The organism is Micrococcus sp. UYEF5 (genome assembly GCF_040546065.1).
GTDB classification, from domain to species: Bacteria; Actinomycetota; Actinomycetes; order Actinomycetales; family Micrococcaceae; genus Micrococcus; species Micrococcus luteus.
Genome location: NZ_JBEPNB010000004.1, coordinates 208,110 through 222,847 on the forward strand (window position 1 = coordinate 208,110; position 14,738 = coordinate 222,847).

At 74.0% G+C, this 14,738-nt stretch carries 12 protein-coding genes; 6 read left to right on the top strand and 6 right to left on the bottom strand.

Going from position 1 to position 14,738, the window contains the following annotated elements; translation table 11 throughout:
- Nucleotides 1-18 precede the first annotated feature (18 nt).
- The gene (locus ABIB16_RS06100) at nt 19-612 is read left to right on the top strand and encodes a methylated-DNA--[protein]-cysteine S-methyltransferase (RefSeq protein ID WP_123244107.1); all 594 of its coding nucleotides are present in this window, start codon (nt 19-21) and stop codon (nt 610-612) included.
- Nucleotides 613-757: 145 nt separating this feature from the next.
- Here ABIB16_RS06100 and ABIB16_RS06105 read toward each other — a convergent pair whose 3' ends face one another.
- The 4 genes from ABIB16_RS06105 to purH form a co-directional block, all read right to left on the bottom strand.
- Nucleotides 758-2,980, bottom strand: a complete 2,223-nt coding sequence (locus tag ABIB16_RS06105; protein ID WP_354436117.1) for an NADP-dependent isocitrate dehydrogenase — start codon at nt 2,978-2,980, stop codon at nt 758-760.
- A gap of 117 nt (nt 2,981-3,097) precedes the next feature.
- The gene (locus ABIB16_RS06110; RefSeq protein WP_073116024.1) at nt 3,098-3,592 is read right to left on the bottom strand and encodes a hypothetical protein; all 495 of its coding nucleotides are present in this window, start codon (nt 3,590-3,592) and stop codon (nt 3,098-3,100) included.
- A 39-nt stretch (nt 3,593-3,631) separates the two neighbouring features.
- Nucleotides 3,632-4,984, bottom strand: a complete 1,353-nt coding sequence (gene mgtE, locus ABIB16_RS06115; protein ID WP_354436118.1) for a magnesium transporter — start codon at nt 4,982-4,984, stop codon at nt 3,632-3,634.
- 68 nt (nt 4,985-5,052) lie between these two features.
- Nucleotides 5,053-6,744, bottom strand: coding sequence for a bifunctional phosphoribosylaminoimidazolecarboxamide formyltransferase/IMP cyclohydrolase (purH, locus tag ABIB16_RS06120; RefSeq protein ID WP_101967363.1), 1,692 nt, complete (start codon nt 6,742-6,744; stop codon nt 5,053-5,055).
- Nucleotides 6,745-6,863: 119 nt separating this feature from the next.
- On the opposite strand from purH, the gene ABIB16_RS06125 reads away from it, so the two are divergent.
- Nucleotides 6,864-8,285 (top strand): MFS transporter, encoded by a 1,422-nt coding sequence (locus tag ABIB16_RS06125; protein WP_101967364.1) that lies wholly within the window; start codon nt 6,864-6,866, stop codon nt 8,283-8,285.
- On the opposite strand, the gene purN is transcribed toward ABIB16_RS06125, so the two are convergent.
- Nucleotides 8,272-8,835, bottom strand: coding sequence for a phosphoribosylglycinamide formyltransferase (purN, locus tag ABIB16_RS06130; protein WP_069941533.1), 564 nt, complete (start codon nt 8,833-8,835; stop codon nt 8,272-8,274). The two genes, ABIB16_RS06125 and purN, sit on opposite strands and share 14 nt — an antisense overlap.
- A 22-nt stretch (nt 8,836-8,857) precedes the next feature.
- Here purN and ABIB16_RS06135 point away from each other — a divergent pair, with 22 nt between their 5' ends.
- A complete protein-coding gene (locus ABIB16_RS06135) occupies nt 8,858-9,295 on the top strand; it encodes a hypothetical protein (protein WP_036382019.1) in 438 nt (145 codons plus the stop codon).
- Between the two features lie 10 nt (nt 9,296-9,305).
- Here the strand turns inward: ABIB16_RS06135 and ABIB16_RS06140 are convergent, their stop codons facing one another.
- On the bottom strand, nt 9,306-10,670 hold the full coding sequence (locus tag ABIB16_RS06140) for a cell division protein PerM (protein ID WP_231862054.1): 1,365 nt from the start codon (nt 10,668-10,670) through the stop codon (nt 9,306-9,308).
- A gap of 160 nt (nt 10,671-10,830) precedes the next feature.
- Between ABIB16_RS06140 and ABIB16_RS06145 the strand changes: the two genes are divergently transcribed.
- The 3 genes from ABIB16_RS06145 (at nt 10,831) to gdhA (ending at nt 14,679) form a co-directional block, all read left to right on the top strand.
- Nucleotides 10,831-12,048, top strand: coding sequence for a glycosyltransferase family 4 protein (locus tag ABIB16_RS06145; RefSeq protein WP_061866968.1), 1,218 nt, complete (start codon nt 10,831-10,833; stop codon nt 12,046-12,048).
- 74 nt (nt 12,049-12,122) lie between these two features.
- Nucleotides 12,123-13,181 (top strand): aldo/keto reductase, encoded by a 1,059-nt coding sequence (locus tag ABIB16_RS06150; RefSeq protein WP_354436119.1) that lies wholly within the window; start codon nt 12,123-12,125, stop codon nt 13,179-13,181.
- A 157-nt stretch (nt 13,182-13,338) separates the two neighbouring features.
- Nucleotides 13,339-14,679, top strand: a complete 1,341-nt coding sequence (gdhA, locus tag ABIB16_RS06155) for an NADP-specific glutamate dehydrogenase (protein WP_061866954.1) — start codon at nt 13,339-13,341, stop codon at nt 14,677-14,679.
- Nucleotides 14,680-14,738: the final 59 nt, after the last annotated feature.

Here is a 14,738-nt window from a genome sequence, read left to right on the forward strand (position 1 = left end):
GTGCAGGACAATGAGGGGATGGACCTGCTTCCCGAGCTGCGCTGGACCGCCGCCGCCCTGCCCGCCACCGAGCTCACCCTCGTGGCCGTCTTCTCCCCCGAGGACCAGACGGTGCGCGCCTCCGGCGTGGCCGTGCCGGAGGACTCGGAGCCCCCCGCCGCCGCGATCGGGCGCCTCCTCGAGACGCTCATGGACCGGCTCGTGGCCCTGGACCCGGAGACCGCCGACCGCGAGATGAACCCGCGCCCCGTGGAGCCGCGCCCGGGCGTGTCCCAGCCCGTCGCCGACGCCCTGGCCGCCTACACCGCGGGGGACGTGGCCGCGCTGGACGCCCTCGACGTCGCCCAGCCGGGCACCGCGTTCCGGCAGCGGGCGTGGCGGGAGCTGCGCGGCATCGCCCCCGGCTCCCCCGCCACCTACGGCGGCCTGGCCGAGCGGTGCGGGGCTCCGCGGGCCGTGCGTGCCGCCGGCGGGGCGTGCGCCGCCAACCTGGTGGCCGTCGTCGTGCCCTGCCACCGCGTGGTGCGCGCCGACGGCGCCGCCGGCCACTACCTCTACGGCACCGCCGCGAAGCAGGCCCTGCTGGCCCACGAGGCGGCGCGCGCGGGCTGACCACCCCTCCCCCCGGGCAACGCGGGTTGAGTTGTCACGGGTCCGGGGCTCGAACACCCGTGACAACTCAACCCGCGTTGCGGACACGAGAAGGGGCCGGGCCGCGCGCTCCACGCACGCGGCCCGGCCCCAGGCGCTCAGATCGTCAGACGGAGAGCTTGTCCACGATCGCGTTGAGCGTCGCGGACGGACGCATCACGGAGGTGACCTTCTCCAGCTCCGGCCAGTAGTAGCCGCCCAGGTCCACCGGGGAGCCCTGCACGCCGTTGAGCTCGGCCAGGATGGTCTCCTCCTGGGCCCCCAGCTCCTCGGCGATCGGCTTCGCCGCGGCCGCCAGCTCGGCGTCCTCGGTCTGCTTCGCCAGCTCGCGGGCCCAGTACAGCGCCAGGTAGAAGTGGCTGCCGCGGTTGTCCAGCTCGCCGACCTTGCGCTTCGGGGACTTGCCCTCGATCAGCAGGGTGCCGGTGGCGGCGTCCAGGGTGTCCGCCAGGACCTGCGCGCGGTGGTTCTCGTTCGCGACCGCCTCGTGCTCGAAGGACACGGCCAGCGCGAGGAACTCGCCGAGGGAGTCCCAGCGAAGGTGGTTCTCCTCCAGCAGCTGCTGCACGTGCTTCGGGGCGGAGCCGCCCGCGCCGGTCTCGAACAGGCCGCCGCCGTTGAGCAGCGGGACGACCGAGAGCATCTTCGCGGAGGTGCCCAGCTCGAGGATCGGGAACAGGTCCGTGTTGTAGTCACGCAGCACGTTGCCGGTCACGGAGATGGTGTCCTCGCCGCGGCGGATGCGCTCCACCGAGAGCTTGGCGGCCTCCACCGGGGAGAGGATGCGGATGTCCAGGCCCTCGGTGTCGTGCTCCTTGAGGTACTCCTCGACCTTCTTGATGAGCTCGCGGTCGTGGGCGCGGGTCTCGTCCAGCCAGAACACGGCCGGGGTCTGGGACGCGCGGGCGCGGGTCACGGCCAGCTTCACCCAGTCGCGCACCGGGACGTCCTTGGTCTGGCAGGCGCGCCAGATGTCGCCGGCCTCGACGTCGTGGGAGAGCAGGGTCTCCCCGGCGGAGTTCTTCACGGCCACGGTGCCCGCGGCGTCCATGATGAACGTCTTGTCGTGCGAGCCGTACTCCTCGGCCTTCTGCGCCATGAGGCCCACGTTCGGGACGGTGCCCATGGTGGTGGGGTCGTAGGCGCCGTTGGCCCTGCAGTCGTCGATCACGGCCTGGTAGACGCCGGCGTAGGAGGAGTCCGGGATGACGGCCAGGGTGTCCTGGGTCTGGTCGTCCTTGTTCCACATGCGGCCGGAGGTGCGGATCATGGCGGGCATGGAGGCGTCCACGATCACGTCGGAGGGCACGTGGAGGTTGGTGATGCCCTTGGCGGAGTTCACCATGGCCACGTCCGGGCCGTTCTCGTAGGCGGCGGCGATGGCGGCGCGCACTCCCTCGGCGGTCTCGGCGTCGAGCTTGTCCAGGCCGCCCTCGATCGCGGCGAGGCCGTTGTTCGCGGACAGGCCGGCGGCGGCCAGCTGCTCGCCGTACTTCTCGAACAGCTCGGAGAAGTAGGCCTTCACGACGTGGCCGAAGATCACCGGGTCGGAGACCTTCATCATGGTGGCCTTCAGGTGCGCGGAGAAGAGGATGCCCTCCTCCTTGGCGCGCTTGACCTGCTCGGCGAGGAACGCGTCCAGGGCCTTGGCGGACATGAACGTGCCGTCCACGACCTCGCCCTTGAGGACCTTCAGGCCCTCCTTGAGCACGGTGGTCTTCCCGTCCTCGCCGGTGAACTCGATCGTCAGCACGTCGGCGGCCGGCAGGGTCACGGACTGCTCGTTGGCGCGGAAGTCGTCCGCGCCCATGGTGGCGACGGCGGTCTTGGAGTCCGGGGTCCACTCGCCCATCGAGTGGGGGAAGCGCTTGGCGTACGCCTTCACGGCCTTCGGGGCGCGGCGGTCCGAGTTGCCCTCGCGCAGCACCGGGTTCACGGCGGAGCCCTTGACCGAGTCGTAGCGCGCCTTCGCGTCCTTCTCCTCGTCGGTCTTCGGCTCGTCCGGGTACTCCGGCAGCGCGTAGCCGTCCGCCTGCAGCTCCTTGATCGCGGCGCGCAGCTGCGGCACGGAGGCGGAGATGTTCGGCAGCTTGATGACGTTCGCCTCGGGGGACTTCACGAGCTCGCCGAGCTCGGCGAGGGCGTCCGCGGTGCGCTGGTCCTCGGGCAGGACGTCCTTGAACGCGGCGAGGATGCGGCCGGCCAGCGAGATGTCACGGGTCTCCAGCTCCACGCCGGCGGTGCCCGCGTAGGCGCGCACGATCGGCAGCAGCGACGCGGTGGCCAGCATGGGGGCCTCGTCCGTGAGCGTGTAGATGATCTTCGACATGCGGATGATCTCTCCTTCTGGCCGCACTCGAGACGCGGCCCTCGTCGGCAGGGAACGGGTGACTCCCCGCCAATCTACCCGGCGCCTCGGACGCGCCACACCGTGTGTGGCTCGGCGTCAGCGTCCCCGGCCGTCGCCGGTGCCCTCGCCGGGCCGGGCGGGGTCGCCCGGGTACCAGGGGGGCGTCGGGTCGGCGGGGGCGCCCCCCGACGACGGCGGCACGGCCGGTCCGGCGGGCCCGCCCCGGAACGCCTCGCCGAGGCGGGCCGCATGCCGCACCTGCTCGGCCTCGCGCCGGCGTCGCCGCTCCCCCTCGGTGAACGACTGCCAGGCGCCGAGGGCGGTGACCGCGGCGAAGGCGATCCCCATGAACCCGAAGAACGTGCCCCACGCGGCCAGGGCCACCACGACCGCCACGGCGAGCAGCCCGAAGCCGACCGCCCCGGGGACGGCCCACGGCTGCCCCTCGGCCCGTCGCTCGCCGGCCGCGCGCAGAGGGACGCGCGCGAAGCCCCCGAGCACGAGGCACGCCAGCAGCGCCAGCCAGCCGCTGCCGACCATGAGTTCACCCATCATGCCGCCCATGCCACCCCAGGGCCCGTCGTGCATCATGCGGCCAGTGTAGGCAGGGCGTCGTGGCTCGTGGCCGGCTCAGATGCCGAGCACGGCCTGGGCGATGAAGAAGTAGACGACCAGGCCGAGGGCGTCCACGAGCGTCGAGATGAACGGGTTCGAGAACACGGCGGGGTCGGCGCCGATCGTGCGGGCCGCCAACGGCATGAGACCGCCGACGGTGGCGGCGAAGGCACACACGGTGAACAGCGTCGCCCCGATCACGAGACCGACGGGCCACGAGAACACGAGCCCGGCGATCACGAGGCCCAGCAGGCCGATGCACCCGCCCAGGGCCATGCCGACGCGCAGCTCGCGGAACATCACGCGCGGCGCATCGCGGGGCCGGACGTCGTCGAGGGCGAGCGCCCGGGTGACCGTGGTGGCCGCCTGGTTGCCCGTGTTGCCGCCCGTGCCGATGATCAGCGGGATGAACAGGGAGAGGACGACCATCTCCTCGAGCGTGTCCTCGAAGACGCCGAGCACCTGCACGGTGAGGGTGGCGCCGACCGCGAGCACGAGCAGCCACGTGATGCGCGAGCGCATCAGCGCCAGCACGGAGGTCGCCAAATAGGGCCGGCCGAGGGGCTCCACACCACCGGCGCGCGCCGCGTCCTCCGTCGACTCCTCGTCGAGGACCTCGAGGGCGTCGGCCACGGTGAACACGCCGATCAGGCGCCCCTCCGAGTCCGTCACGGGGACCGTCCACAGGCGGCGGTCCGCACAGAGCCGGGCCACCTCCTCGGCGTCCTCGGTGGCGACCGCGGACACCGGTTCCCGCATGATCTCCGAGACCCGCGCGTCGAGCGGCTGCGTGACCAGGACGGAGACGTCCACGACGCCGGTCAGGCGCGCCTGCGGGCTCACCACCGGCACGGAGACGATGGCGGCCTGCTCCCGGCCGCCGTGGTCCCGGAGGTTCTCCAGGGCCACGGCCACGGTCCAGTCCTCGCGCAGACGCACCGGCGCCATGCGCAGCCGGCGGCCCACCGAGTCCGCCGGGTAGCCCAGGAGCCGACCGACCTCGCCGCGCGCCTCGGCGTCGAGCCCGGCGAGCATCTTCCGGGCCACGGTGGCCGGCATCTCGTCGAGCAGCCGGGCCTGGCCCGAGACCCGCAGCTCGGCGAAGAGGTCCTGGACCTGACCGTCCTGGAGCTGGCGCACCAGGTCGGACTGCTGGCCCGTCTCCATCGCCGCGAAGACGTGGACCGCCGTCGACTTGTCCAGGAGCCGGAACAGCACGGGGACCATGCGCGGCTCGGAGCGGTCGAGCAGTTCGAGCGCGTCGCCCGGAGACAGCGCGCGCAGCAGCTCGACCGCGCTGTCGAGGTCGTCCCTGCGCAGGTGCTCGCGGATGCGGTCCTCGACGCTCTCAACCTCGCGGCGGGTCATCGCCTCGTCACCTCCTGGGGGTCGCGGGGGCCCGGTCCGGGCCCCCGTCCGGCAGCGGCGCGCCGCGCTCAGCCGTGGAAGAAGTGGCGCGCCCCGGTCAGGTACAGGGTCACGCCGGCGGCCTCGGCCGCGGCCACGACCTCCTCGTCCCGGACGGAGCCGCCCGGCTGGACGACGGCCTTCACGCCGGCGTCGATGAGGATCTGCAGCCCGTCCGCGAACGGGAAGAACGCGTCCGAGGCGGCCACGGAGCCGCGGGCCCGCTCGGGGGCGCCCTCCCCGGAGACGTTCTCCGCGCCGCCGGCGCTGCTCACGTCCTGCCCGCCGGTCTGCGCGGCGCCCAGGGTGTTGGCGCGCTCGACGGCCAGGCGGCAGGAGTCGAGGCGGTTGACCTGGCCCATGCCCACGCCCACCGTGGCGCCGTCGTGGGCCAGCAGCACGGCGTTGGACTTGGCCGCGCGCACGGCACGCCACGCGAACGCCAGGTCGGCCAGGACGGCGTCGTCGGCGGCGGGACCGGCGGCGAGGGTCCAGGTGGCCGGGTCGTCGCCGTCCGCGTCCACCGCGTCCGCAATCTGCAGCAGCATGCCGCCGGAGACCTGCTTGGCCTCCACGGCGTCCCGCAGGAAGCCCTCGGGCAGGCTCAGCAGGCGCAGGTTCTTCTTGGCGGAGAGGATCTCCAGGGCCTCGGACTCGAACGCCGGGGCCACGACGACCTCCGTGAACACGTCCTTCACCTGGGCGGCCATGGCGGCGGTGACGGGGCGGTTGGCCGCGATCACGCCTCCGAACGCGGAGACCGGGTCGCACGCGTGGGCCTTGGCGTGCGCCTGCGCGATGTCCGTGCCCTCGTCCGTGACGGCCACGCCGCACGGGTTGGCGTGCTTGACGATCGCCACGGCCGGGACCGGGTGGTCGAAGGCGGCGCGCACCGCGGCATCGGCGTCCACGTAGTTGTTGTAGCTCATCGGCTTGCCGTGCAGCAGCTCGGCCTGCGCGATGCCGGGGGCCGCCGAGGAGTCCAGGTACAGCGCCGCGGGCTGGTGCGGGTTCTCGCCGTAGCGCAGGATCTGCGCGCGCTCGAGGGAGAAGCCGGCGTAGGGCGGGAACACGGGGATCTCGTCGGCGTGCGTGTCCTCGCCGAAGTGGGCGGCGGTCCAGGCGGCCACGGCGTTGTCGTACGCCGCGGTGTGGGCGAAGGCCAGGGCGGCCAGGCGCCGGCGGGCGTGCAGGTCGAAGCCGCCGGACTGCGCGGCCTGGACGACCTCTCCGTAGCGGGCCGGGTCCACGACGATCGCCACGGACGCGTGGTTCTTCGCGGCCGCGCGCACCATGGACGGCCCGCCGATGTCGATCTGCTCGACGACGGCGTCCTCCGCGGCGCCCGAGTTCACGGTGTCCACGAACGGGTAGAGGTTCACGACGACGAGGTCGAACGGCTCCACCTCGAGCTCGCGCAGCTGGGTCACGTGGTCCTCACGACGACGGTCGGCCAGGATGCCCGCGTGCACGCGCGGGTGCAGCGTCTTCACGCGGCCGTCCAGGCACTCCTGGAACCCGGTGACCTCGGCGACCTCGGTGACGGGCACGCCGGCGGCGGCGATGCGCTGGGCGGTGGAGCCGGTCGAGACGATCTGCACGCCCGCGGCGTGGAGCCCGGTGGCGAGCTCCTCGAGTCCGGTCTTGTCGTACACGGAGATCAGGGCCCGCTTCAGGGGCACCGTGTCCAGGACGGTGGGGATTGACTGGGCAGAGGTCACGAGGGGGCGCTCCTTCGAGGGGGTCCGGGTGCGTCCCCCAGCATAGGCCGGGCCGCATAATGGCCCAGGCGTCCGCGTGACGGACCGCCCCCACTCCACCCGACGAACGGGAGCCGACCATGTCCTCCGCCACCCCACCCCACCCCAGCGCCGACGGCGCGCACCCCGGGCCCACGTCCGACGTCGTCGCCCCCGACGCCACCCTGCCCACCGGTGAGGCGGTCGTCCAGGAGCTGCCGTGGCGCTGGTCCGTCCAGGGCCGCATCTTCCTGATCGGCGGCCTGGGCTTCATGTTCGACGCGTGGGACGTCACGCTCAACGGCGTGATGATCCCGCTGCTGCGCGAGGAGTGGGCCCTGGACAAGGCCGACGCCGCGTGGATCGGCACCGCCAACCTCATCGGCATGGCCGTGGGCGCGTTCCTGTGGGGCACCATCGCGGACCGCATCGGCCGCAAGGCGGCGTTCGCGTGGACGCTGGCGATCTTCTCCGTGTTCACGATCGCGGGCGCGCTGACGGACTCCCTGCTGTGGTTCGCGCTGTTCCGGTTCGTGGCCGGCATGGGCCTGGGCGGAACGATCCCCGTGGACTACGCGCTCGTGGGCGAGTTCACCCCGCGCCGGCTGCGCGGTCGCGTCCTGGCCGCGATGGACGGCTGGTGGCCCGTCGGTGCCGCGCTGTGCGGCCTCGTCTCCGCCTGGCTCGTGGGCACGTGGGGCGACTGGCGCCTGCCCCTGATGGCCATGGTCCTGCCGGCCCTGCTCGTGTTCGTCGTGCGCCTGGGCATCCCCGAGTCCCCGCTGTTCCTGATGAGCCGGGGCCGCGAGACACAGGCCCGCGCCGTCATCGACCGCATGGTGGCGGCCACCGGCGCGCCTCGCCGGCCCTACACGATGCCCCCGGCCGAGCCGGCCCGCTCCGGCGGCGTCGGCGCGCAGCTCGCCGCGGTCTGGCGGTTCTCCCCGCGCATCACCGCGGTCGCCTGGGCCCTGTTCGTGGCCATCATGCTCGTCTACTACATCGCGCTGCAGTGGCTGCCGACGTTCCTCATCGACGCCGGCTACGCGGAGGGCCGCGCCTTCATCATGACCTCCGGCATGGCCGCGGCCGGCCTGCTCGGCGTGGTCGTGGCCACCGCGCTGATCGAGGTCACCGGCCGCCGCTGGCTGCTGGCCGTCAGCGCCGTCGTCGCGAGCGCCCTGACCGTCTGGCTGGCGAGCGTGCTGGACGTGCCCGCTGCGGTGCTGCCGCTCGTGCTGACGTTCGGCTTCGTGGTGCAGGTCGCGATCCCGGTGCTCTACACGTACGTCTCCGAGCTGTACCCGACGACGCTGCGCGCCTCCGGCTTCGGCTGGGCGTCGGCGGCCTCGCGGGTGGGCGCGGGCCTGGGCCCGCTGCTCTTCGTGGGCACGCTGGTCCCCGCCCTCGGGCTGCCGGGGGCGTTCGCCGTCACCGGCGGGCTCGTGGTCCTGGCCTGCGCGGCGATGCTGGCGCTGGCCCCGGAGACCCGCGGCCGCGCCCTCGAGGTCAGCGCCGACTGAGCTCGCCGAGCACGCGCAGCAGCAGGGCCCGCTCCTGGACCTTGATGCGCTCGTGCAGCTCGGCCTCGGTGTCCGTGTCCAGCACGGGCACCGCGGCCTGCGCGAGGATCGGGCCGGTGTCCACGCCCGCGTCCACCACGTGCACGGTGCAGCCGGTGACCTTCACCCCGTGCGCCAGCGCGTCCCGGACGCCGTGGGCCCCCGGGAAGGACGGCAGCAGGGCCGGGTGGGTGTTGAGGATGCGGCCCTCGAACCGCTCGAGCAGCGGGGCGCCCAGGATCCGCATGAACCCGGAGCACACCACCCAGTCCGGCGCGTAGGCGGCGACGGCGTCCGCGAGCGCCTCGTCCCACGCGCGCCGGTCCGCGTGGTCCTTCGGTGACACCACGAACGTCTCGATCCCGTGGGCGCGGGCGCGCTCCAGGCCGCCGGCGTCGGCGACGTCGGCGCCCACCGCGGCGATCTCCACGTCCAGGGCGCCGGAGGCGACGGCGTCGAGGACGGCCTGCAGGTTGGTGCCGGAACCGGAGACGAGGGCAACGATGCGCATGCGCCCATCGTAGGGTGAGGGGGTGTCCGCCCCCGTTCCCTCCTCCCCGCCCCGCCCGCCGCAGGGCGCCCCGGACCCCGGCCGCGTCCGCACCGGTCGTGCCCTGCTGTGGCAGTCCGTGGCGCTGCTGGGGATGGTGCTCTCCTTCTCCCTCGTGCTGCCGTGGAAGCTGATCGCCCTCGCGCTGGGGCTGGTCGCCCTCGTGCTCGGCGTGCGCGTGTGGGTCACGAGCCGCGGCGCCGAGCGCTCGGGGCTGCCCCGCGCGGTGGCGTCCGCCGGCATGGCGATGGCGCTGATGGGCATGACGACGGCGGCGCTGCCGCTGCTCGCGTGGGACGCGACGGTCCAGCTCGAGCAGTGCAGCGCCTCCGCGCTCACCGTGCGGGCACAGCAGGCGTGCGCGGACGAGTTCACCCGTCAGGTGGAGGAGCGCACGGGGGTGCCCCAGCTGCGGCCCTGAGCCGCGGGCGTCAGTCCCGCGCCCGGCGCGGGGACGGCCGGTCGCGCGGGCCCGAGGCGCGGTCGCCGGACCGCGGCACCGTCGTCGTCCCGTCCCGGTGCCCGGCCACGGCCAGGGCGGTGAGGTAGCCGGCCGCGCAGCCCAGCGCGACCCACCCGGCGACGGCGGCGCACACCGCCCAGACGTGGGAGCCGATGTCCGTCAGCGTGCCGAGCCCGAGCGTCCCGGAGGTGAGGGCCAGCGGCACGAGCAGCAGCAGCCCCGTGAGCAGTCCGGTGAGCACGGCCAGGGCCAGCGTGGACAGTGTCAAGGACACCGCGCGGCTGCCGTGGCGGGTGTGCAGCCAGTCGTCGAGGTGGTTCTCCCCCTCCCGCAGCAGCCACACGCCGGCCACGGCGCCGGCGCCGATCGGCACGGCCAGCAGGAGCAGCTGCCACGGCGACCACGTCCCGGGCAGCGCACCCAGCGCCGGGAGGGCGGGCGCGGTGGCCGGCGTCGCGCCGAACACGGAGTAGAGGCTGTCCGCGCCCACGGAGAACCCCGGGCCCGCCGTCCACGCGATCGACCACGCGGTGAACGTGGGCAGCCAGCCGATCTGCAGCAGCGCCAGGAGCAGGCCGCCCAGCGGACCGCCCCCGATCGCCTCGGCCACGGTGACGACGGCGGTCCACTCGACGGCCAGCCGCCCCGCCACGAGCAGCGCGTTCAGGCCCGTCAGGGCGAGCACGGCGAGGACCGCGGCGCGCACCACGGACCAGGCGTACGAACCGGCCCAGCGTTCGTACTGCGAGCGCCGCGAGATCCGCTCCGTGAGGTCCAGGCCGATCAGGTGGGCCCAGGTGCCCGCCTCGCGCCGGGCCCCCGCGAGGGCGGCGACGCCGAAGAGCAGGGCGGGCAGCAGCGCCGCCGGGGCGGGGTGGACCGTCAGCTCGTCCGTGCCGGGCAGGAACGCCACGGCCAGCCCCACCAGGGCGTAGGCCCCCACCGCGCCCACGAAGGCCTGCCACGCCTGGTCCCGGTAGGACGCGCGGGCCAGGCGCCGGCCGGCCCGCCACGACAGCGCGAGCGGGACCAGGGTCAGGCCCCACGGCACGAGCCACGCCGTGCCGGTGATGAGGTGATCCGGCGCGGTGGGCATGGCCGTGGCCACGGTGACGGGCACCGCGTGCAGGGCCAGCCACAGGACGCCGCCCACCTGGACGGCACCCTCGATGGTCGGCCGCTCGAACCCGCCCGTGGCCCACACCGCGAGGGTGGGGACCATGACCGCCAGCAGGCTGATCATCGCCGTGACGAGCGCCTCGACCACCCCCTGCAGCCACAGCGGCAGGGGGACGGGGCGCAGCAGACGGGGCGCAGCGGGGCGGGAACTCACCCGTCCATGGTGCCACCCGACTCCGGGCGGCGCCTGGACGGGGGCGGGCCGCGCGGGCCGGTGCGACGACCGTCACGCGCCCCGAGAGTTCACCGCGGGGTCACCGGGCCGTCGTCGGCGGGTGTCCCGGCCGTGGTCCGGGGTCCTTAGCGTCGGCCACGTGCGTGTCGTCGTGGTCGCCGAATCGTTCCTGCCCCACATGAACGGGGTCACCAACTCCATCCTCCAGGTGCTGCGGCACCTGCGGGAACGGGGCGACGAGGCGATGGTGGTCGCCCCGGCCGCCTCGTGGTCCGCCGGGTGGACCCAACGCGCGGGCGCCGGTGAGGCCCCCCGCGAGGTCGAGGGCTTCCCCGTGCGCACCCTGCCCTCCGTGCCCCTGACCGGGTACACCTCCGTGCGGGTGGCCGCCGGCACGGTGGGCCGGCTGCGCGGCATGCTCGCCGACTTCGCCCCGGACGTGGTGCACATCGCCTCCCCCTTCGTGCTGGGCTGGCGCGCGGTGCAGGCGGCCGAGGAGCTCGGCATCCCCTCCGTGGCCGTCTACCAGACCGAGGTCCCCGGCTACGCGGCCCGGTACGGCGCCCCGTGGCTGGAGGACGTCCTGTGGAGCCACGTGGCGCGCCTGCACAACATGGCCACGCTGACGCTCGCGCCGTCGTCGTTCACCGTCCGGCAGCTGCACCGCCAGGGGGTGCGACGCGTGCACCTGTGGGGCCGCGGCGTCGACTCCCGCCGATTCCATCCCGCCAAGCGGGACGAGGCGCTGCGCGCCGAGCTCGCCCCGAACGGCGAGAAGCTCGTGGGCTTCGTGGGGCGGCTGGCGCACGAGAAGCAGGTCGGGGACCTGCGGGTGCTCTCGGACCTGCCGGGCACCCGCCTCGTGGTCATCGGCTCCGGGCCGCTGCGCGAACAGCTCGAGCGGGAGCTGCCCGGCGCGCACTTCGCCGGCTTCCAGGGGGGCGAGGACCTCGCGCGCCACGTGGCCAGCCTGGACCTGTTCGTGCACCCCGGCGAGTCCGACACCTTCGGCCAGACGCTGCAGGAGGCGATGGCCTCGGGCGTGCCCGTCGTCGCCGTCGGCCGCGGCGGCCCCCTCGACATCGTGGACGCCTCCCGCACCGGCTGGCTCTACCCGCCCGGCGAGCTGGACGAGCTGCGCCGCCACGTCGCGGACCTCGTGTACGACGACGTCAAGCGGGCCGCGTTCGCCGACGCGGCGTGGGCGTCGGTGCAGGGCCGGACCTGGCCGGTGCTGTGCGAGCAGCTCGTGGGCTACTACGAGAAGGCGATCGCGGTGCAGGAGCGCCGCCGCGTGGAGCTGGCCCGCCGGCTGCTGACGGCGCCGTCGCTGCTGGCCGCGCGCGTGTTCGGCTGAACCCCGGGCCGGACGCCGGGCGGGCGCCCGGCGGTCCGGGTCTCGCGTCCGGAGCCGTGGCTAGGGTGGCGGGCATGGACGCCACCCCGCACCCCCGACCCGCCGAGCCCGGCCCCCTGCCCGATCCCGCCGCGCCCCGCCGCCTCGCCGGCAAGGACGTGCACCCCGTCGGCCTCGGGTGCATGAACATCGTGCACGGCTACTCCGGATTCCTCGACGACGACGCCGCCGTCGACCTGCTCACCCGCGTGCTGGAGGACGGCACCGACCACCTGGACACCGCCACCCTCTACGGCGGCGGCCGCAGCGAGGAGCTCGTGGGGCGCGCGCTCGCCCGGGCGGGGTCGGACGTCCGCGAGCGCGTGCTGCTCGCCTCCAAGGGCGGGCTCGTGCGGGACGGGCAGCGGCGGATCGACGGCCGCCCGGAGACGCTGCGCGCGCACGTGGACGCCTCCCTGAGCCGGCTCGGCCAGGACCGGATCGACCTGTACTACCTGCACCGGCTGGACCCGGAGGTCCCCGTCGAGGAGTCCGTGGGGGCGCTCGCAGAGGCCGTCACGGAGGGCAAGATCGGGGCGATCGGCCTGTCCGAGGTCTCGGCCGTCACCCTGACCCGGGCCGTGGCCGTCCACCCGATCGCGGCCGTGCAGTCCGAGTACTCCCTCGCCACCCGCAACCCCGAGTGGGGCGTGCTCGAGGCGTGCCGCCGCCATGGGACCGCCTTCGTGGCCTTCTCCCCCGTCAGCCGCGGCCTGTTCACGGACGCGCCGCCGCGGCTGGGCGGGCTGGACGCGGGAGATCTGCGGCACCGGCTGCCCCGCTTCGCCGAGGGCCACTACGAGGCCAACCTGACGCTGCGCGAGGCGCTCTCGGCCGAGGCCGTCCGGCTCGGGACGAGCACGGCGGGGCTCGCCGTCGCCTGGGTCCTGGCCCAGGGCAAGGACGTCCTGGCGATCCCGGGCACCACCTCGTGGGAGCACTGGCTCGAGGACCGGGGCGCGCACGAGGTGCGGCTGACCCCGGCCGACGTCGCCCGGCTGGACGACCTCGTCAACGACGCGACCGTGGCGGGCCCGCGCTACAGCGAGAGCCAGCAGGCCAGCATCGACACCGAGGCGGCGCCGCCGCGCTGAGCCGAACGCGGGGCCCGGGGTGGCCCGCGTCTCATTTCGGCAACAGAGCGCACTCCCTGTCAGGATGGGCGTCAGGCACCGCGGCCTCCTCCGACCGCGGCGCGCCACGGCGGGGGCACCGCGGGGCGTCTCTACCCCGACGTCCGAGGAGGACACCATGAATGAGTCTCTGGAGACCCTGCGCGACGAAGTGTTCGCGCGCAACCCCGGCGAGGCCGAGTTCCACCAGGCGGTGTCCGAGGTGTTCGAGGCGCTGGGGCCGGTGGTGCAGCGCCACCCCCAGTACGTCGAGGCCGGGGTCATGCACCGCCTCTGCGAGCCGGAGCGCCAGATCATCTTCCGCGTCCCGTGGATCGACGACGCCGGCGTCGTGCAGGTCAACCGCGGGTTCCGCGTGGAGTTCAACTCGGCGCTCGGCCCGTACAAGGGCGGGCTGCGCTTCCACCCCTCCGTGTACCTCGGGATCGTCAAGTTCCTGGGCTTCGAGCAGATCTTCAAGAACTCGCTCACCGGCATGCCGATCGGCGGCGGCAAGGGCGGCTCGGACTTCGACCCCGCCGGCAAGTCCGACCGCGAGATCATGCGGTTCTGCCAGTCCTTCATGACGGAGCTGCATCGCCACATCGGTGAGCACACGGACGTGCCGGCCGGTGACATCGGCGTGGGCGCCCGCGAGATCGGCTACATGTTCGGCCAGTACAAGCGACTGACCAACCGCTTCGAGGCCGGCGCCCTCACCGGCAAGGGCCTGACGTGGGGCGGCTCGCTGGTCCGCACTGAGGCCACCGGCTACGGCGCCGTGATGTTCGTCGACTCCATGCTGCGCACGCGCGGCGAATCCATGGACGGTCAGCAGGTGCTGATCTCCGGCTCCGGCAACGTGGCCATCTACGCCGCGGAGAAGGCCGCCGCGCTCGGGGCCACCGTGCTCACCGCGTCCGACTCCTCGGGCTACATCGTGGACCCGGACGGCCTCGACCTGGACCTGCTCAAGCAGATCAAGGAGGTCGAGCGTGCCCGCATCTCCGAGTACGCCGAGCGCCGCGGCGGGCGGTCCCGCTACGTGACCGGCGGCAGCGTGTGGGACGTCGAGGGCACCGTGGCCCTGCCGTGTGCCACCCAGAACGAGCTCGACGAGTCCGCCGCGCGGACCCTGCTGAAGAACGGGGTGAAGGCCGTGGCCGAGGGCGCGAACATGCCCTGCACCGAGGCGGCCTCCCACCTGTTCGTCGACTCCGGGACGCTGTTCGGCCCGGGCAAGGCCGCCAACGCGGGCGGCGTGGCGACGTCGGCGCTGGAGATGCAGCAGAACGCCTCGCGGGACTCGTGGAACTTCGACTACACCCACGACCGGCTCGAGCAGATCATGCGCGACATCCACGACCGCTGTGTGGAGACCGCCGAGGAGTACGGCACGCCCGGCAACTACGTGGCGGGGGCGAACATCGCCGGGTTCATCAAGGTCGCCGACGCGATGATCGCCCAGGGCGTGGTCTGAGTCCCCGCCCTGCCCCTTCCGTGACCCTCCGCCGCCCTGCGACATCACCGCCGTTCTGA